Source organism: Bacillus sonorensis NBRC 101234 = KCTC 13918 (assembly GCF_001592005.1).
Taxonomy (GTDB): domain Bacteria; phylum Bacillota; class Bacilli; order Bacillales; family Bacillaceae; genus Bacillus; species Bacillus sonorensis.
On sequence record NZ_BCVZ01000022.1, the window covers coordinates 14,325 to 33,569 of the forward strand.

The 19,245-nt window shown below is 45.9% G+C and carries 18 protein-coding genes and 1 other annotated feature; of the genes, 6 read left to right on the plus strand and 12 right to left on the minus strand.

What is annotated here, in order from left to right:
• Positions 1–52 precede the first annotated feature (52 nt).
• From tig to ilvE, 10 genes are all read right to left on the minus strand, one after another.
• Positions 53–1,327 (minus strand): trigger factor, encoded by a 1,275-nt coding sequence (gene tig / locus BTR1S_RS18360; RefSeq protein WP_029418697.1) that lies wholly within the window; start codon positions 1,325–1,327, stop codon positions 53–55.
• 231 nt (positions 1,328–1,558) lie between these two features.
• A complete protein-coding gene (ddcA, locus tag BTR1S_RS18365) occupies positions 1,559–2,566 on the minus strand; it encodes a DNA damage checkpoint antagonist DdcA (protein ID WP_006637877.1) in 1,008 nt (335 codons plus the stop codon).
• 124 nt (positions 2,567–2,690) lie between these two features.
• Positions 2,691–3,290 carry a 3-isopropylmalate dehydratase small subunit gene (gene leuD / locus BTR1S_RS18370; protein WP_006637878.1) on the minus strand — a complete coding sequence of 200 codons (600 nt, stop codon included), beginning with the start codon at positions 3,288–3,290 and terminating at the stop codon, positions 2,691–2,693.
• A 12-nt stretch (positions 3,291–3,302) separates the two neighbouring features.
• Positions 3,303–4,721, minus strand: coding sequence for a 3-isopropylmalate dehydratase large subunit (gene leuC, locus BTR1S_RS18375; RefSeq protein ID WP_006637879.1), 1,419 nt, complete (start codon positions 4,719–4,721; stop codon positions 3,303–3,305).
• A 33-nt stretch (positions 4,722–4,754) separates the two neighbouring features.
• Entirely contained in the window at positions 4,755–5,867 is a 1,113-nt protein-coding gene (leuB, locus tag BTR1S_RS18380; protein ID WP_029418698.1) for a 3-isopropylmalate dehydrogenase, read from the minus strand.
• Between the two features lie 28 nt (positions 5,868–5,895).
• Positions 5,896–7,452, minus strand: coding sequence for a 2-isopropylmalate synthase (locus BTR1S_RS18385; RefSeq protein WP_006637881.1), 1,557 nt, complete (start codon positions 7,450–7,452; stop codon positions 5,896–5,898).
• The gene (gene ilvC / locus BTR1S_RS18390; protein ID WP_006637882.1) at positions 7,439–8,467 is read right to left on the minus strand and encodes a ketol-acid reductoisomerase; all 1,029 of its coding nucleotides are present in this window, start codon (positions 8,465–8,467) and stop codon (positions 7,439–7,441) included. Before ilvC ends, BTR1S_RS18385 begins: the two co-directional genes overlap by 14 nt.
• Positions 8,468–8,494: 27 nt before the next feature.
• The gene (gene ilvN / locus BTR1S_RS18395; protein WP_029418699.1) at positions 8,495–9,013 is read right to left on the minus strand and encodes an acetolactate synthase small subunit; all 519 of its coding nucleotides are present in this window, start codon (positions 9,011–9,013) and stop codon (positions 8,495–8,497) included.
• Positions 9,010–10,734, minus strand: a complete 1,725-nt coding sequence (ilvB, locus tag BTR1S_RS18400) for an acetolactate synthase large subunit (RefSeq protein WP_006637884.1) — start codon at positions 10,732–10,734, stop codon at positions 9,010–9,012. Before ilvB ends, ilvN begins: the two co-directional genes overlap by 4 nt.
• Before the next feature lie 151 nt (positions 10,735–10,885).
• Positions 10,886–11,142: a binding site (T-box leader), on the minus strand.
• Between the two features lie 4 nt (positions 11,143–11,146).
• Positions 11,147–12,061: a branched-chain-amino-acid transaminase gene (gene ilvE, locus BTR1S_RS18405; RefSeq protein WP_006637885.1), complete on the minus strand. Its 915-nt coding sequence runs from the start codon at positions 12,059–12,061 to the stop codon at positions 11,147–11,149.
• 454 nt (positions 12,062–12,515) lie between these two features.
• On the opposite strand from ilvE, the gene BTR1S_RS23440 reads away from it, so the two are divergent.
• Positions 12,516–12,800 (plus strand): hypothetical protein, encoded by a 285-nt coding sequence (locus BTR1S_RS23440; protein WP_029418701.1) that lies wholly within the window; start codon positions 12,516–12,518, stop codon positions 12,798–12,800.
• Between the two features lie 9 nt (positions 12,801–12,809).
• On the opposite strand, the gene gdhA is transcribed toward BTR1S_RS23440, so the two are convergent.
• Positions 12,810–14,192, minus strand: coding sequence for an NADP-specific glutamate dehydrogenase (gdhA, locus tag BTR1S_RS18420; protein WP_029418702.1), 1,383 nt, complete (start codon positions 14,190–14,192; stop codon positions 12,810–12,812).
• Positions 14,193–14,669: 477 nt separating this feature from the next.
• Between gdhA and BTR1S_RS18425 the strand changes: the two genes are divergently transcribed.
• Both BTR1S_RS18425 and BTR1S_RS18430 read left to right on the plus strand, forming a co-directional pair.
• Entirely contained in the window at positions 14,670–14,861 is a 192-nt protein-coding gene (locus BTR1S_RS18425; protein ID WP_006637888.1) for a hypothetical protein, read from the plus strand.
• Between the two features lie 174 nt (positions 14,862–15,035).
• Positions 15,036–15,299: a hypothetical protein gene (locus BTR1S_RS18430; RefSeq protein WP_006637889.1), complete on the plus strand. Its 264-nt coding sequence runs from the start codon at positions 15,036–15,038 to the stop codon at positions 15,297–15,299.
• Between the two features lie 68 nt (positions 15,300–15,367).
• Here BTR1S_RS18430 and BTR1S_RS23780 read toward each other — a convergent pair whose 3' ends face one another.
• Entirely contained in the window at positions 15,368–15,682 is a 315-nt protein-coding gene (locus tag BTR1S_RS23780) for a helix-turn-helix domain-containing protein (protein WP_473113468.1), read from the minus strand.
• Between the two features lie 183 nt (positions 15,683–15,865).
• On the opposite strand from BTR1S_RS23780, the gene BTR1S_RS18435 reads away from it, so the two are divergent.
• The 3 genes from BTR1S_RS18435 to BTR1S_RS18445 all read left to right on the plus strand — a co-directional run bounded on the left by BTR1S_RS18435 (position 15,866) and on the right by BTR1S_RS18445 (position 19,234).
• Positions 15,866–16,081, plus strand: a complete 216-nt coding sequence (locus tag BTR1S_RS18435; RefSeq protein WP_029418703.1) for a helix-turn-helix domain-containing protein — start codon at positions 15,866–15,868, stop codon at positions 16,079–16,081.
• Complete coding sequence (locus BTR1S_RS18440; protein WP_029418704.1) at positions 16,078–17,079, plus strand: accessory Sec system protein Asp2; 1,002 nt, start codon at positions 16,078–16,080, stop codon at positions 17,077–17,079. Before BTR1S_RS18435 ends, BTR1S_RS18440 begins: the two co-directional genes overlap by 4 nt.
• Before the next feature lie 526 nt (positions 17,080–17,605).
• Entirely contained in the window at positions 17,606–19,234 is a 1,629-nt protein-coding gene (locus BTR1S_RS18445; RefSeq protein WP_029418705.1) for a T7SS effector LXG polymorphic toxin, read from the plus strand.
• The last annotated feature ends 11 nt before the right edge of the window (positions 19,235–19,245 follow it).

Here is a 19,245-nt window from a genome sequence, read left to right on the forward strand (position 1 = left end):
AGGCACGAAACACTCGCGCCCTGTTTTATATGAACTATTATTATGAAACATATTAACGGTTTTCTACAAGAAAATCAATCGCTTTGCGGACTTTTAAGTCCTCTTTCATACCTTCTGTAGAACCGATTGCTTGTTTGATGTTTTCAACAGGCATGTTATAAGCTTCAGCCATTTTAGAAAGCTCTTCTTCGACTTCCTCATCAGTCACTTGAAGATCTTCCGCTTTTGCGATGGCTTCAAGCGTCAGGTTTGATTTCACGCGTTTTTCGGCATCTTCTTTCATTTGCTCTTTCAGCGCGGTTTCGTCTTGTCCTGAGAATTGGAAGTAAAGCTCAAGGTTCATGCCCTGCATTTGCAGACGCTGTTCGAATTCTTTCATCATGCGGTCAAGCTCAGTATCGATCATCGCTTGCGGAATGTCGATCTCAGCATTTTCAGCCGCTTTTGTGACAAGCTCTTCGCGCAATTTTGCATCCGCTTCGTTTTCTTTTGCTTCTTCAAGACGTTTTTTCGTTTTTTCAGTCAGCTCGGCAAGCGTTTCGACTTCTTCATCGACATCTTTCGCGAACTCGTCATCAAGCTCAGGAAGCTCCTTCGCTTTGATTTCATGAATTTTCACTTTGAAAACAGCAGGTTTGCCCGCCAAGTCTTCAGCGTGGTACTCTTCAGGGAATGTAACTTCAACATCTTTTTCAGCGCCGGCTTCAAGTCCTACAAGCTGATCTTCAAAGCCTGGGATGAAAGAGCCTGATCCGACTTCAAGGGAATAGTTTTCCGCTTTTCCGCCTTCGAATGCTTCGCCATCGACGAATCCTTCGAAATCAAGGACAACAGTGTCTCCCTCTTCTACTTTTCCGCCTTCTTTCACAACAAGCTCAGCTTGGCGCTCTTGAAGAGATTTCAGTTCGTTTTGCACGTCTTCATCAGTTACGGCGGTATCGTCTTTTTCAATGCCGAGGCCTTTGTATTCACCGAGCTTCACTTCAGGTTTAACCGTTACTTTTGCAGTGAAGATCAGGCTTTCGCCTTTTTCGATTTTTTCAACGTCGATTTCAGGACGGTCAACAGGCTCGATGCCTGCTTCTTCAACCGCTTTCGGATACTCGACAGGAAGCAGGATATCCAAAGCGTCCTGATAAAGAGCCTCAACGCCGAAACGCTTTTCAAACAGCGCACGCGGCACTTTTCCTTTGCGGAATCCTGGAATGGATACTTGTTTGACTACTTTTTTGAATGCATCATCAAGGGCTTTATTAAAGGTATCGGCATCAACCTCAACCGTTAAAACGCCTTCGTTTCCTTCTTGCTTTTCCCATTTTACTGACATGTGTTTCCCTCCAAAATCTATTCAGGTTGTGTCGGTTTTCCATTTTAAAACAAGCAAACGGCTACGTCCATAGAAAGCTGCAGTCCGCCGGCAGCTTGGTTCTTCCTGATTAGCCATCATTATGTATACAAAGATAAATAATGAATCTTTAGCGGCAAACGGAACAATCGCCTTCCGTTTTTCACAAATGCAACCACTTTATTATAACACAATGCCTGCTGCTTTCAACATTTACAAATAAGAAATTTCTTCTATGTCTTTGATCATCGCGCACGCTTCTTCGAGCTGCCTGTCATTGAATTCGTAGAGGATATGAAGCTCATTTTTATCAATGTCGATGCCGTGCATTTCATACCCGACTTTATGAAGTGCGGCTGCCCAAAGCTCGCGGTTTGCGTATTTCGGCTGAAACGGATATAACACGTACAGATGCCTCCGCCACAATTCTTCAACCGCCTGGTACAGCGAGGGATTTTCATTCCCGAGCGTATCGTCAAGGACGTTCAGGACATATGTTAAAATCGGCATGGCATCCGGCTTGACCGTTTCTTTCGGATTAATTGTCATCGATTCGCCAAACTTTGTGACGAGCGTCGTTTTTTCATAATCTGATTCGGCGAGCAGCTGCAAAATCATCGTTTTCACGACGGGGTGTCCGTTCGGGTTTTGCAGAATCGTTTTCAATAAACCGATATATTTCGACAGATTGCGGTCTTTCAGCGAATGGATCAGCTTCACCTGCTCACCGGTATCATTCAAAATCCGCTCGCGGTCGTATTCTTCCGTGTCTGACAGATCTTCTATGAGATCCTCGGTTTCCGGCTCCTCCGTCATCCTGCGGCTGAAATCAAGCAGTTTGTAAAACTGTTCGGCGCTTTCCGGGGGCAGCTTGTTTTCTTCAAGGACGGCTTCAATCGTTTCCTTTACTTTATCATACTGGCGGAGCTGAATTAAAATCGTCATATAGACCTGTAAAACCGTAAAATAGTGGCCCTGGCCTTCCTTCAGCATCTTTTCGCAAATGCCCTTTGCTTCCTCAAGCTCGCCGATTTCCAGAAAGCAGATGGCCATTCCGAGATAAATGTCCGATTCCTCTTCATCGTAATTCCTTGCTTCTGAAAATAACCGCAGCGCTTCATGATAATTTTTTTCTTTTAAGGCGGACATCCCTTTATGCACTAAACGCTCCTTTACGTTTGGAAACGGGATGATCTTTGAATTTTTCTTGTCAGGCTTCATTCCTAAGTTCCTTTCAGGCACTTATTTTTAACAAGTGTACCAACACGGCCCGCTAAACACAAGAAAGAACAAACAACCGGCTCTCTTTCAGCAAAAAAGCGTCCGAAAACATCGGACGGCTTTTTTAGACTTGAAGCCAGGAGCTTCGCTGTTTTTCAAATTGTTCAATTTCATCCTCGAGAAGCAGCGTCAATGAGATTTCATCATAGCCGTTCAGCAGCATCTCTCTCCAGTGCGGATCAACGTCAAACGAAACCTGCTTCCCGCCGTGATCCGTAATCGTCTGCTGTTCGAGATCCACGGTCATCGACCGTGACTGATGTTCGTACTGTGCAGCAAGCTCTTTCCATGTGTCATACGGAAGACGGATCGGCAGCATCCCGTTTTTGAAGCAGTTTTGATGAAAAATATCGGCAAATGACGGCGCGATGATGATTTTAAAACCGTAGTCGTCCAAGGCCCACGGCGCATGCTCTCTGGAGGAGCCGCAGCCGAAGTTTTCTCCAGCGATTAAAATCGATGCCCCCTCATATTCAGGACGGTTGAGCTCAAACTCCGGATTTGGCGCGCCGTCCGCCAAATATCTCCAGTCGAAGAAAGCAAAGCGGCCGTAGCCCGTTCTTTCGATCCGTTTTAAAAATTGTTTCGGTATGATTTGATCTGTATCTACATTAATTCTGTTTAATACCGCCGCTTTTCCGGTATGTGTCTTTAAGGGTTCCATCTTTTCACTCCTTTACACGGCTGTTTTTTCTTTAAAATGTTTTCTGACATCGACAAAACGGCCGTGGATCGCCGCCATCGCCGCCATCGCAGGACTGACGAGATGCGTTCTGGCGCCCTTGCCCTGTCTGCCTTCAAAATTGCGGTTTGAAGTGGAAGCGCACCGCTCTCCTTCTGGAACAACATCGTTATTCATGCTGAGGCACATGCTGCATCCCGATTCTCTCCATTCGAATCCGGCTTCGATAAATATGTGATGAAGACCTTCTTTTTCCGCCTGGATTTTAACGCTTTGCGAGCCGGGAACGACGATCGCTCTCACACCGCCGGCGACTTTCTGCCCCTTGATCATCTCGGCCGCCTGGCGGAGATCCGTCATCCGCGAATTCGTGCATGAGCCGATAAAGACGTGTTCAATCGTAATATCTTCAATTTTTTTATAAGGTTCAAGACCCATATATTCGTAGGCCCGCAGCGCTTCTTTTTTATCGTCTTCCTGTTCGAATGCCTCCGGTCCCGGGATCGCTTCATCAACTGGCAGCACCATTCCCGGATTGATGCCCCATGTCACCATCGGCGAAATGTCATCGCCGTCCAGGACGATCGTCCGGTCGTAGACGGCGCCCGGATCGGTCCGGAGACTCTTCCATTCCTCGACCGCCTTTTCAAATTCTTCGCCTTTTGGCGCATATTTTTTCGATTTTACATATTCAAATGTTGTTTCATCAGGCGCGATGAGTCCAGCCCTTGCCCCGGCTTCGATCGACATGTTGCAGACGGTCATGCGTTCGTCCATTGACATGTTCCGGAACACTTCGCCTGTATACTCAATGACATAGCCGGCGCCGAATTTAACGCCGTACTTTCCGATCACGGCAAGGATGACGTCTTTTGCTGTGACTCCTTTTTGCAGTTTGCCGTCAACGCGGATTTCAAGCGTTTTCGGCTTTTGCTGCCAAAGCGTCTGCGTTGACAGCACATGTTCCACCTCGCTCGTTCCGATCCCGAAAGCAAGCGCGCCGAATGCTCCGTGTGTCGATGTATGGCTGTCGCCGCAGACGATCGTTTTTCCCGGAAGCGTTAAGCCGAGTTCAGGCCCGATGACATGGACGATTCCCTGATCAGGGCTCGACAGGTCGGCAAGGCGGATGCCGAATTCCTCGCAGTTTCGTTCTAGCGCACTGACCTGCCGTTTGGCGACTTCATCTTTAATCTCAAACCGGTTCACGGTCGGGATGTTGTGATCCATCGTCGCAAACGTATTCTCAGGCCTTCTCACTTTTCTTTTCTTTTGTCTCAGCCCCTCAAAAGCTTGGGGCGAAGTGACCTCATGTATGAGATGCAAATCGATATACAAAAGGTCAGGCTTCCCCTCTCCTTTTTTTATGACATGCTGATCCCAAATTTTTTCGATGATCGTTCGAGGCATCATCTGTTTTCCTCCCTCTACCAATATCCATTTTCCTTAAACGTAGGCGGTCATGATGTTTGAAATGGCATTGTCATCTGCCAGTGCGGCTTTTACCTCTTCTGTGATCGACTTTGTCGTACAATGCTCGGCTCCTTTGGCAAGATCCTTTGTTCGCTTTCCTGACCGCAGCACTTGATTAACGGCGTTTTCCACAGCTTGCGCTTCCGCTTCAAGGCCAAATGATGTGCGGAGCATCATCGCCGCCGACAAAATAGCCGCAAGCGGATTGGCGATGTTTTGTCCGGCAATGTCAGGGGCAGACCCGTGGATCGGCTCATATAAATGAAGTCCTGAGCTGGATAAGCTCGCCGACGGAAGCATGCCGAGCGATCCCGTCAGCATCGACGCTTCATCGCTTAAAATATCGCCGAACATGTTTTCAGTGACGACGATGTCAAATTGGCCCGGATTGTAGATGAGCTGCATTGCGGCATTGTCCACCAGCATATGTTCAAGCTTGACGTCCGGAAAATCAGCAGCGACTTCCTCCGCCGTCTTTCTCCACAGTTTGCTTGATTCAAGGACGTTCGCTTTATCTACAGAAGTGACCTTTCCTTTTCTCGTCTTTGCCATTCGGAAGGCTTCCCTGATGACTCTTTCGATTTCCGATTTTTTATAAAGCAGCGTGTCAACGGCTTCCTGTTCGCCGTTTTCATTGACATACTGCCTGCTTGGCTCTCCAAAATATAAACCGCCCGTCAGCTCGCGGACGATGACAAAATCAACGCCTTCTATATATTCCTTTTTTAAAGGAGAAGCATCAGCAAGACTTTCAAAAACTCTGACAGGCCTCAAGTTGGCGAAAAGGCCGAGCTGTTTGCGAATGGCAAGCAGCCCTTTTTCAGGTCTCAGTTCAGAAGGATTTTGATCCCATTTCGGACCGCCCACCGCTCCGAGCAGGATGGCATCCGCAGCTTTGCAGACGGCGACTGTTTCCTCAGGCAGCGGCGCACCCGCCTTATCGATTGCCGCTCCGCCGATCAGACCGTATTCAAACTCGAATTCATGCTGATAATGTTCGGCAACGCTTTTCAGCACATCTACAGCCGCTTCCAATACCTCGGGGCCAATTCCGTCACCGGGCAAAAGTGCGATTCGTTTTTTCACGTTAAACAAACTCCTTCCTTTTTTACTGTCATGATCCTACAGCGGCTTGCTTTGGCAAACCTTCCGCATTCAATTCGAATACAAGAAGGCGGTTGACCGCATTTACATATGCCTTTGCCGAAGCTTCGAGCACATCCTGGGCGACTCCGCGGCCGCCTGATTCCTTCCCGTTGATTGTCACTCTGACATATACCTGGGCAAACGCGTCCTGCCCTTTGCGGTTGGATTGAATCCGATAGTCGAGGAGCTGGACTTCTTTATCCATACAGCGCTTCAGCGTATTGTAGACCGCTTCGACGCTGCCCGCTCCAGTAGCGGCTTCCTGAATGACCCGGTCTGTTTGCTGATCCTTTAATGAAACCGTTGCTGTCGGCACTTGTGACGTGCCGTAATGAACTTGAAGCGATTCCAACTCATAGCCGATTTTCCGGTCTGTCGCTTTCTCTTCAAGAATGAGAGAAATCAGATCCTCATCTGTAAATTCTTTTTTCTTTCCTGTCAGCTCTTTAAACATGCTGAAAAATTTATTGATCTCCTCTTCCCCGAACTGGAATCCGAGGTTTTCGAGCTTATCTTTAAACGCATGGCGTCCTGAGTGCTTTCCAAGCACCAGCGCGTCTGTCTTTACGCCGACAAGCTCTGGGGAAATGATTTCGTACGTTGTTTTTTCTTTCAGGAAACCGTCCTGATGAATGCCTGATTCATGTGCGAAAGCATTATCGCCGACGACCGCTTTATTGCGCGGCACAGCCATTCCGGTCAGCTTGCTCACCAAATCACTTGTCCGCTTAATCTCATTCAATTGAATCGTTGACTCCGCCTGATAAAAATCTTTGCGAATATGGAGGGCAACGGCAATTTCTTCAAGAGACGCATTCCCCGCTCTTTCGCCAATGCCGTTAATCACCGATTCCACTTGGTCAGCGCCGTTTTCGATCGCCGCCAGGGAGTTGGCGACCGCCATTCCCAAATCATCGTGGCAATGGGCTGAAAGCTTGACCCTGTCGACATTGCGGGCATTTTCCTTTATATAGCGGAAAATGTTGCCGTACTCGGCAGGGGCCAAGTATCCCACCGTATCCGGAAGGTTAATGACATCCGCGCCGGCTGCGATCACTTCGCTGACGATCTCGGCTAAAAACGGGAGATCTGTCCGGCACGCATCCTCTGCCGACCATTGCACAATCGGAAATTTCTGCTTCGCGTATTTGACCATTGCCACCGCCTGTTCCAGCACTTGCTGCCGCGTTTTTTTCAGCTTATATTTCAAGTGGATATCAGAGGTGGCGATAAACAGGTGCAGCCTCGGTTCAGCCCCGTCTTTCAATGCTTCCCAAGCCGAATCGATATCCCCTTTGACAGAACGGGCAAGCCCTGTAACCGAACAGTTTTTAATCGTTTTCGCGATCTCCTTTACAGCGTGAAAATCCCCGGGGGATGAAGCGGGAAAACCCGCTTCCATAATATTAACCCCGAGCTTCTCCAGCTGATGGGCGATCGCCAGTTTCTCCCGCGTATTTAAATTGACGCCTGGTGACTGTTCGCCATCACGGAGTGTCGTATCAAAAAAGTTAATTTTTCGCACCGGCTACCACCGCTTCCTTCTTTTTACCTTGTTTGACAAACGGCATCATTTCACGGAGCTTTCTGCCGACCACTTCAATTTCATGCTCATTTTCGCTTGCATTAATGGCGTTGAAGCGCGGACGGTTTACTTGGTTTTCCACGATCCACTCTTTTGCGAACGTTCCGTTTTGGATATCTTGCAATACTGCTTTCATGGATGCTTTTACATTCTCATCGACAACGCGAGGGCCTGATACGAAATCTCCCCATTGTGCCGTGTCTGAGATGGAGTATCTCATGCCTGCCAGACCTTCTTCATACATCAAGTCAACGATCAGCTTCAGCTCGTGCAAACATTCGAAGTATGCGAGTTCCGGCTGATATCCCGCTTCTGTCAGCGTTTCAAAACCGGCTTTGACGAGGGAAGTCAATCCTCCGCACAGAACCGCCTGTTCTCCGAATAGATCTGTTTCTGTTTCTTCTTTAAATGTCGTTTCCAGAACTCCGGCTCGCGCTCCGCCGATCGCTTTCGCATACGCCAGCGCTTTGTCTTTCGCTTCGCCCGTTACATCCTGATAAATCGCGAACAGTGCGGGAACGCCTGCGCCTTGTTCAAACGTTCTTCTGACAAGATGCCCCGGCCCTTTAGGAGCGACAAGGAATACGTCAACATCTGCCGGAGGAACGATTTGATGGAAATGAACATTAAAGCCGTGGGCGAAAACAAGTGAATTGCCGGCCTGAAGCTCATCTTTAATTTCGGCTTCATATACTTTTTGCTGCTGTTCATCAGGAAGCAAAACCATGATGATGTCGGCCTGCGCGGCAGCTTCTCTTACCGTAAATACTTGATGGCCGTCTTCTTCGGCTTTCGTAAAGGACTTCCCTTTTCTGACGCCGACAATAACGTCCACTCCGCTTTCTTTCAAGTTGAGCGCGTGGGCATGGCCTTGTGAACCATATCCGATGACTGCTACTTTTTTTCCTGCCAGTACGTTTTCTTTGATATCACCGTTGTAATAAACTTTTACCATTTCAATCTCTCCCTTTTTCTGTTTGATTTATACAATAGATATTGTTTTAATAGAGGCCGGCTTCTGCTGGGTTCCTCTTGCAAAAGCCGTGGTGCCTGTTCTGGCAACCTCTTTAATCCCGTATGGTTTCAATAATTCAATGAGCGCTTCGATTTTGTTTGATTCGCCTGTCACCTGAACGACGACGCTGTCTTTGGCGACATCGACCACCGCTGCCCGGAACGGCTCGATGACGCCGTTTATTTCCGCCCTGCTCGAAGGCGGGGAGACGACCCTGATTAAAGCCAGTTCCCTTTGGACGATTGATTGATTCGTAATGTCTGTGACTTTCAATACATCAATCTGTTTATTTAGCTGTTTTGTCAGCTGCTCTGTTTCTTTTTCATTTTCCACATGAACGACAAACGTGATTCTGGAGATGCCCTCTGTTTCGGTGTGCCCTACTGTAATGCTTTCAATATTGTAATGCCGTTTTGTAAATAGCCCTGTGATTCTGTTTAAGACGCCGGTTTGATTTAAAACCGTGAGCGTAATGATTCTTTTCAAGGTTTCACCCCCACCATTTCATGAAGCCCTTTTCCTGGCGCAACCATCGGAAATACCTTTTCTGCTTGCGCGACCTGAACATCGATGACCATCGGTTCATTCGATGTCAAAGCAGCTTCGAGCTTTTCTTTTGCTTCCGCTTCAGATGTGATCCGGACGCCTTTGATGCCGTAGGCCTCAGAAAGCTTGATGAAATCCGGCTGCGACGAAAATTTAGAATGCGAATAGCGCTCATCATAAAAGATTTCCTGCCATTGCCGGACCATTCCGAGACAGCGGTTGTTCAGCACGACGACTTTGATCGGCAGATTGAGGTCGTGAATGACAGCCAGCTCTTGCAGCGTCATTTGAAATCCTCCATCACCGAGGATGGCGACGACCGTCGCATCTTTTTCCGCGAGCTGGGCCCCGATCGCTGCCGGAAGTCCGAATCCCATTGTGCCGAGGCCTCCTGAGGTGACCCATCTGTCTGCCTTTTGGAACGGATAAAACTGTGCCGCCCACATTTGATGCTGCCCCACGTCCGTGGTCAAAATGGCTTCACCTTTCGTATATTTGTGAATGTATTCGATCAGTTTTTGCGGCTTAAAGCCTTCCTCTTCATTTTCTTCATACCAGAGAGGATATTCGTTTTTCCAATCGGCAAGCCGCTGTTTCCACTCATCAGAAGCGCCCGGTTTGCCGTTTTGCTTGATCAGCTCCGCCAATACAAGCTTGCTGTCTCCGACGACCGGAATATGCGTATGGACGTTCTTGCCGATTTCAGCCGGATCAATATCAATATGGGCAACTGTCGCGTTCTTTGCGAAATACTTCAAATTCCCTGTGACCCTGTCGTCGAATCTGGCGCCGATGCTGATCAGCAAGTCGCATTCATACAACGCCATGTTTGCGGCATATGTGCCATGCATTCCGGCCATTCCCAAGAAAAGCGGGTGGTCTGCCGGAAAGCCTCCGAGCCCAAGCAGCGTATTTGCCACAGGAATTTGCTGCTGTTCGACATAATTTTTTAATTCTTCTGACGCTTTTCCGTGCAAAACGCCTGCACCCGCTAAAATGACCGGCTTTTTCGCTCCGCTGACCGCTTCCACAAGCTTTCTGATTTGCAGATAATTCGGTTCTTTCGTCGGCTGATAGCCCGGGAGATGAATATCATGGTCATAGCTGAATTCCCCTTCAATATTGGCGATATCTTTCGGGATATCGATCAACACTGGGCCCGGTCTGCCGGTAGTCGCAATGTGAAACGCTTCTTTTATAATTCTCGGCAGGTCTTCAGCATCCCGAACCTGGTAGCTGTGCTTCGTAATCGGCATCGTAATCCCGATCACATCCGCTTCCTGAAAAGCGTCAGATCCGATCACCGACGTGGCCACCTGACCTGTGAAAACAACGAGTGGCAATGAATCGATCATCGCATCGGCGAGACCTGTCACAAGATTGGTCGCACCAGGACCGGAGGTGGCGATCACGACGCCGGGCTTTCCGGAAATTCTCGCATATCCTTCAGCCGCGTGAATCGCGCCTTGTTCATGCCTGGTCAGGACATGAAACATTCCTGACCCGTAAAGCTTGTCATAAATCGGCAGGACTGCCCCGCCCGGATATCCGTAGATCACTTCAACATTTTCCCGCTTTAAAGCCTCAATCAGCATTGACGCCCCAGCCATCGTTTGTGTACATTGGGCATTTTCTGCATCCAACTGTACATTCGTCCTCATTTTTCTTCCTCCTATCAAGTGATGCTCATCATTTACATTCACTATTGATTGAACATTCATCATCTATATGTGCCGTAAAGCATGAATTCAATATGCCTTTACAGCTAAAAAAGCCTTCCCGCCCACAATTGGCGCTGCTTACCTTGCAGGCCAAAGGGGCGAAAAGGCTTTTCTTTCCGCGGTACCACCCTTGTTTACGGCCATTGCGGCCGCCTCATGGATAATCTTATCCGTTTTTATAACGAGTGAACTTGATTCGTTCACCCGGCCGCCCCTACTAAATCAAAAGAATCGTTCAGGCCGACACTCAGAGGGGAGTTCACAGCGGAGGCCATCACCGGTTCCCAGCAATCCCGGCTCTCTGCAGATGGCGTTTCCGCTCCTACTTATCCTCTTCTACGCTTATCTTTATTTAGCTGACACTTAAACTTTGATCTGTAAAGTTTACTTTTTCCCCTTCGCGCACAACGCGTTCGCGAAACTTTTCCAGCATCCTGTTTGTGTGGACTCCCGGTTTCCCGCTTCCGATCTGCCGGCCGTCCACTTTCACAACCGCAATGACCTCTGCGGCGGTTCCAGTCAAAAACACTTCCTCTGCCGTATACACATCATGACGGGTAAACGGCTCTTCCTTCACTTCATAGCCGAGCTCTTCGGCGATTTCAATAATCGCGTTGCGTGTAATTCCTTCAAGCGCCCCGATGTATCCCGGCGGCGTCAACAGCTTTCCGTTTTTATAAATGAATACATTATCCGCAGAACCTTCGGCCACATAGCCTTGATCATTGAGCATGAGCGCTTCGCTGACCCCGGCCATCCGCGCCTCGATCCGGACAAGAATGTTATTTAAATAGTTCAGGGATTTTACTTTCGGGCTTAATACATCCGGCCGATTTCGTCTTGTCGGCACAGTGACGATATCAATTCCGGTTTCATATAAATGTTTCGGGAATATTGCCAATGGTTCGACAATTATGATGACACTCGGCTGCGAACAATTGTTGGGATCGAGTCCGAGATCACCGGCGCCCCTTGAAACGACAAGGCGGATATAAGCATCCTCCAGCCCGTTTTTTTCCACCGTTTTCAACACGTGATGTGTCAGCTCTTCCTGCTCATAAGGTATTTCAAGCAGGATGGATCTTGCTGAATCATACAGCCGGTCCATGTGCTCTTTCATTCTGAAAATGTTTCCGTCATACACCCTGATGCCTTCAAACACTCCGTCACCGTATAAAAAACCGTGATCATAGACCGATATTTTAGCGTCTTCTTTTTTAACGAATTTGTCGTTTAGGAAGATCCACTGGTCTTTCTGGTCCCCCATCCTTTTAGCACACCTTTCTGTTGTAAATGAACGCTTTAAACGAATAAAAACTCATGATGCGGGAACCCGTTTTCCCGCCGTTATTCTTCGGGAAAATTGAAAAGTTCTCAAGTGATTTGATCTTTTGTTTGAACCCATATTACGCCGCTTTACAGACAGTGTCAACCGTATTTTTTAAAATTATTAGACAATTTAGATTTATCAATCTACTTGTATACGCTTACATGATTGATATAAAAGGAAATTCGAAATTGACAAACAATAAAAAATTTTTTCTTTAATCTATCAAGATTACACAATCGCCGCACCGTTTTATACAATTTTGTCACATTTGATGACAAAAAAACGGGAGCCTTCCTTGTTACACCGGCAGATTTCTTACCAGCAAACATGTACAGACTCCCCCTGCATAAATTCACATAAAATGTAAAAAAACAAAAGATAGGTGAATGTTATGAATGACACATATTTAACCGTTCCATATGCATCTGAGAACCAACTCCGGCAATATCCGGGTTATTTCGGATATCCCGGATATCAGATGACGTACGTTTTTACCCATGGCACCCCTATTATTTACAATCCGTACGGTGCCGTACCGCTCAGCCCCACCGGCGTTATCGGCCACCCCGGAATCCCCGCGGCCGGAGTTCACGGATTTGCCGGCGGCCACGGATTTGCCGGAGCAGTCGGCGGGTTCAGAAATGAAGGGAACTGCTCTCAATTTTGCGGCCTATAAGTTTCGGCATTAAACAACCCCCTGAGCGATCATGGCATCGGCGACCTTGATGAATCCGGCGATATTGGCCCCGGCCAATAAGTCTCCCGGGCGCCCATAGCCCTCGGCGGCCTTCACACTGTTTTGATAAATGCTTGTCATGATTCCGCGCAGTCTGTTATCCGCTTCCTCGGCCGTCCATCGCAATCGGGCGCTGTTTTGCGCCATTTCCAACGCGGAAACGGCGACACCGCCGGCATTTGCCGCTTTAGCGGGGCCGAACAAAATGCCCGACTTCAAAAACAGCTCGATCGCTTCCTGTTCAGACGGCATATTCGCCCCTTCTCCGACGGCTTTGACCCCATTCGCGATCAGAGCTTCAGCCGCTTTTTCATCAATTTCATTTTGGGTCGCGCATGGAAGCGCAATGTCGCACGGTACAGACCAGATCCCTGAACATCCTGTGAAGTAATGCGCTTCAGGATGTTCATTTACATATTCAGCGATTCGTTTGTTTCCGGATTCTTTCAATCGTTTCACAGTCTCAAGGTTGATCCCGTTTTTGTCATATACATAGCCGTCGGAATCGCTGCAGGCCACCACTTTCGCCCCGGTTTGAATGGCTTTTTCCATCGCATAGATCGCCACATTTCCCGATCCCGATACGACGACGGTGCTTCCTTTGAAGCTCATCCCTTTATCCTTCAGCATTTCCTCTACAAAATAAACAAGCCCGTAGCCGGTGGCTTCCGTACGCATGAAACTGCCCCCGTATTCAAGGCCCTTCCCTGTCAAAACGCCTGCCTCATAACCGCCGCGGATTTTTTTATACTGTCCGAACATAAACCCGACTTCCCTGGCTCCGACGCCGATATCGCCTGCCGGCACATCAGTGTCGGGTCCGATATATTTACACAGTTCATTCATAAAGCTCTGCGTAAAATTCATAATTTCCCTGTCTGATTTGCCCTTCGGATCAAAGTCGGCTCCCCCCTTTCCGCCTCCGATCGGAAGGCCTGTCAGCGAGTTTTTAAAAATTTGTTCAAAGCCTAAAAATTTAATAATGCTTGCATTAACGGAAGGATGGAAACGGATGCCTCCTTTATAAGGGCCGATCGCACTGTTAAACTGGACGCGGAACCCGCGGTTGACCCGGACTTTCCCCTGATCATCGACCCACGGAACTCTAAACACAATCATACGCTCGGGTTCAGCGATTCTCTCAAGAATATTGTGCTCGATATACTTCGGATATGTAGCTAATACAGGGACAAGTGAATCAAAAATTTCTTTTACAGCTTGAAGAAATTCACTTTCATGAACATTTCGCTTCTGTATCGTTTCATACGTCCTTGTCACATAATCTCTCGCCGCCTGCATATTGGTTTGTTTAACTCTTTCAAGTGTTTTCACCTTTCTTCAGCCCCTTTCAAGATGGATGACCGGTCATGTTTGGTAGATTTTCTATCAGGAACATGTTACACCCAGAGAGATTTTCCATCAATCTGGAAAACAGATCAAACCATTGCTGATATGAGATGTATGTCTAAAAGTGAGAATATGCGGGCAATTTGGCAGTCCGCAGACGACTGTTAAATAAGGTGGAACGGACTATCGCCGTTTCGCAAACAGAGGCGATTTTTCTTGAGCTATGAAGGTGTTTCCTGGTTTCTTTCCTATCCGCCCAATGACGCCCTTTTATTGTAGTCCCGATCTAAAGCCATAAAAAAATGAATCGTTCAGCATAGATAAAAAACAATACAAATCCCCTAAAAAATGGTTCCATCTCAGCATTATCATGCCGTTTCTGAGAGCTGTTTTTTCCTGCTGCACCATGAATTTCCGTGATATCTTTGAAAAGATATGCTGCTATAGGAGGTTCAACATGTATTGAAAAAGATAAGAAAATATTTTAGAAAACATCCAAAAATAGCTTTTACTATAGATTTTGTCGCAACAGGCAGCTGTTTACTGATTGGCTATTGGCTTTTACCTGGATTTTTAGGCACCTGCATTGCCGTAGCAGGCATTCTCATTATCCGAGGACTATTAGGTACATATTGGTCGGATAAGCAAGAATAAGAATTTATTCATCTCCCGTGTCCATTCCCCAGCAATTTCATCACATCCCCTGACAGACGCCTGAACGTTGTGCGCAAGGCCGGGAATCCACGCATATTTTGATCTTTACTAAATTTTCGGATAGACCGTGCCATTTCAGACACACTATGACTAAAACATGGTGGGGGTGCTGATGTGAACCAACAAAAAAAAGACAAAGAATTGTCAAACGTCCAAACACAAAGAAACTTCTTAACGGCGGAAGAATTTCCAGAAGGCGCGTATGGATCTCCGGCAGGCAAAGACGAGGCTGTCGAGAACAAAAACACGCCATGGCAGGAAGGCCAGCAATTCTACAGCAATTTCACATATGAAAACAGAGATTTGCATGAAGATGTGCCAAGACAGTATCCGGGTGCGCATCCGGTGCATGATGAGGAAGACGAAGACGGGGAATGAGCAGAAGCATTTCCCCCAATCATAGAAAGATGACACAATAAGCTTGCAGAGCAAAGAGCCTCAATCTCCTATTTTAAAAAAGGGACTGGGGCTTTTCTGTTGGCTTCTTGGCCTCCTGCCGCGGACTGGTCAATCGGTAAAATGACGATGACATTGGCGCCGTGACCTCCGTTTATTTTCCGTGTTGTCGCGATCTTTTGAATGATCCAAAGTGAAGCGGGTTTGTTGACGACACGACGCGCTGCCTTGACGGACTTTTCGATGAGCTGCGCAAGAGTGTCCGCTTTGAGATGCGCAGCCCCGGCGACCTTAACCGCATAACGGGCGATCGTTTTCAGCGCTAGCCGGTCCGTGTCGTTTAATTCGTATGTATTGCGTTTGATGTGTTTGTAGACAGACGCGTTGAGTTCGGCCGTCGAGCCCTAGGTAATGTATATCGATTCTGCCATCCGTAATTTACGTTTAGTGTAATCATAATTACGTTAAACAGAATTACCAATTACGGTTTGCGTAATTTTTAGCTTTATCGTATACTACGGGTTATACAATACGAAAGGGTGAGACGAATGCGACTTCGTCTTAAAGAATTACTTGAAGAGCACGGCTACGAGCAGAAAGATCTCGCAGAAGAGTTACAGATATCAACACGCGCTGTGAGTGAGTTGTGTTCCGGTAAAACGAAGAGGTATCCAAAGGAAACCCTCGAAAAGATTATTGATAAGTTCAACATTACGGATATGAACGAATTATTTGAGATTCGCAACAAGGGGGATAAACAATGATTAAAGGAGAAAACATTTTTAAAGAGGAAATTGATGTAAAGTACTTATTTAAAAAAGGAGAAGATAAGGATGTTCTAACCGTTGTTTTCTCTGGGTTTAGTACAGAAGGAAAGCCGCCTCTCTACAACTACATAAGAACGCTAGAAGGCTTTACTTGCAACGCTTTATTTATTTTAGATGATTTTGGTTGTCGTGGGAGTTATTATCTGTGTAAACAAAGAAATTTCTCTATTGAACGATCAGTGATTTCTCTAATCAATAAAATAGTTGAAGAAAACGGCATTAAAAAAATCATTTCTTGCGGGTCTAGCAAGGGCGGATACGCTTCTCTATATTACGCCATTAAATATGGTTTTGATGCGGCTATATGCGGATCTCCTCAATATTATTTAGGGGATTATCTTATTAGCACAAAAAACCAGTCTATGAATGAGGTCGCAAAATTTATGTCCGGCGGTTGTTCTCAAAGTGATAAACTCTTTTTAAACGATATTCTCCGAGACGTCCTACTCAATTCCAAAAATAAACCCGAGCTCTATATTCATTTAGGCGAGGGAGAAATACACTACACTCATCATGTTAAACCAATGATTGAAGATCTGAAATCCTCTGGCAGAGAATACGTGTTGGATTTAGGGCCTTATAGCTCCCATGCAGATGTTGCGAAGTTTTTCCCAGAATTCTTGAGAAAAAATATAGCTCAGAAACTCAATAGTCCATACGTTATATTTGAGGAACAAGCAAAATCAGATATGACCAAAGGAGACTCTTGCCTATTCCGGGTCAACAAGGATCACGATGGTGATATATACGCGTGGTATATCTATAAAGATGGAGAAATAATAGAGAGAAGAATGTACGAAGATTCAAGGGAAACGTTAGTGAATTTTCATGATACAGGTGAATACATGGTGAAGGCTTTTGTTCAAAACAAACATAAGCGAAAAACATCATTAAAAAGTACCGCTTTCCAAGTAAAAGAAGCCCTATCTGTTTAAGGACGGGGCTTTTTCCAATCTATATCCATATTTTGTTTACACTTCGACAAGTTGCATTGCGTTTTCCGTAAGTGATGAAGTTATTCCGCCTCCTTATATCGTTCGGTCGGGCGTCATTTATTCAACGTACGGTCTAGCGTAAGTAAATTTAATTTCAGAAACAATATCTAACTCAGGAATTGCCACCAAAGAACACGTAGAATTAAAGGTTATTGGTTATGATTCAATTTGGTTTACTTTCGGTCAAGAAAACGACAGATTCATATGAATAAAAAAATCGGCAGGCCCACTATATATAGGTGCTACAACAGCCGTCCTTTAATGTCATCAGAAAGTCGGTACTTTCTAGCTCCTGCTTCAATTGAAGAACATCACTTTGTCAAATACACTTCAATTTAATGATAGGCACAATAACCTAACCCCAATGATTCATTTTCATGGATGAACAGGATTTATTCACCAATCCCTTTCCGTAAAGTGGTAAACTCTATACTGATTGTAACCATAAGTATTAGAGGAGAATGCCATGAAGACCCTTGACGTTCAGGCGTTGCACCATGCAATTGACCAAACGCTGGAACAATTAAAAAAGCAATCAGATGAAATCGCTAACGTCAAAAAAAGTGTAGAGGGAATCACGTCCCTTGACGATGCTTTGAAAGGAAAAGGCGGCGATGCCATTCGTTCCTTTTATGAAGAATGTCACACTCCTTTTTTGCGGTTCTATGAATCATTTATTGAGGAATATCAGTCAACGCTGAAAAAAATCAAAAATGCACTGAATTCCCTTGAACCGAATCACAACGGATTTATTTCACAATCCTTTCTCGAATACGAACTGGAACAAGGCTTGAACGCGGCTGATCGAACAACGAAACATTTAGTTTCCAAAGCCAACGCTTCAATTGTGAAAGTCAGCCATATTGTCGATTTGCCGGATTTGAATGACAACGATTTTCATGAACAGAATCGAAAAGCTTTGACTGACATCAATCAGACGATTGAAAAGCTGCATACGTTTGACAGAGAACAGACAAACGCCCTCAAAACAGCCGAAAATGACCTTGAGACGATGCAGAAATACATTGCGCGGCTCGAAAAGATGTATACCGGGCCCAAAATTGAGATCACCGGTTATCAAAAAGGCACGATTTTAAAGCCGGATGAGATGGATAACTTGAGTGGAAATCAAGAAACAGCGATGAGTGTCATGTTGAAAAAAGTCGGAGACAAAGAAGATGCCGAAATAAGTAACCTCGCCGATCCTGATCGTTTAAAGAAATTGGCGATGCAAAAGGTTCCCAAAAAAGTGTATACTGATGAGGAAATTGAAAATTTGAGTAAAGATGAATTAGCAAAACTGAAAAAGGTTTACAAATTCATGAATGGACATAAATACTGTTTCTACATGGATGGTAAATATGTCGTCGGCATACAGTTGGTTGACGATCCTCCTGAAGAGGATGAGGAAGTAAGTGATTTAGAAAAATATGCAGGATTAGCCTTGGAGTTCTCTGGAGAAAGTGATTTTGAACGAGCTGCATTGGGATATGATCCTGATACATATGAAAAACTTTCGCTCCTTGAACGATTCGAAGCCGCTGTTAACTTAACGCCACCATTTAAAGTTATCAAATGGATTCGTCGGGGAGACAAACTAGCAAAAGTATCGAGGGTTCAGAAAGGTGCTAAGATAACCAAAAAAGCTTCAAAAGCTAAGGTCCATACTCCCGATAGTATACGGAAAAATCTCGATAATGACATTTTAGATGTTATGGAAAAAAACGATGGCCATTTAATTAAAAAGCATCTTGGAAAGTCAAATGAGGATTTAATCAAACGGGCTAATAAAGAAGGTGTTGATTCAACAACTTTCACCAACAAAAAAACGGCAATAAAAGCAGCACAACAAGGTATAAGAAAACATGCAAAAGAAATTTCTGAATGGCTTAATAATCCGGATTCAAATCCTAGGTTAGTGATTAATACCAAGCACGGTTTTGAAATCGGTAAGGGTGTTTCAACAAAAAATCAGGGAGCCTCCGCTTCAAAACAAGTAACGTATGGATTAAAGAACTCTAGAATTATTCTTAAAAAAGATAGTTCAATGGAGAATGGATATAAAATTGTGACAGGTTTTCCTGTTGTAAAGTAAGGTGAGAAGGT